The sequence below is a fragment of the Bradyrhizobium sp. sGM-13 genome, from assembly GCF_018398875.1.
Lineage (GTDB): Bacteria > Pseudomonadota > Alphaproteobacteria > Rhizobiales > Xanthobacteraceae > Bradyrhizobium.
Genome location: NZ_JAGWDK010000442.1, coordinates 1 through 235, shown reverse-complemented (window position 1 = coordinate 235; position 235 = coordinate 1). Strand labels below are relative to the sequence as shown.

The window sequence follows — 235 nt, the reverse complement described above, 5'->3', positions numbered from 1 at the left end:
GGACTTCTCCGCCTTACTGGAATTTGTGTGGGGGGAGGCGATCGAGCGGCTTTTCCTCCCATTCGTCGCGTTGAACCATTTTGCGGAGGTCTGGGGCGCTAAGGGAGTACTGCTGCCCTCTCTGAGGGAGATCTATACAGCGGGTGAGCAATTGCGGGTCACCCCAATGCTCAGGTCGTTCTTCGAATTGCACCCGAGGGCGAGATTGATCAATCAGTATGTGCCTACAGAAACC

Annotated in this window: 1 pseudogene; it reads left to right on the top strand. The window is 55.7% G+C overall.

Annotation, left to right across the window (positions count from 1 at the left end):
- A pseudogene (locus tag KJQ96_RS39585) lies at positions 1–235 on the top strand (hypothetical protein); the annotation flags it as partial.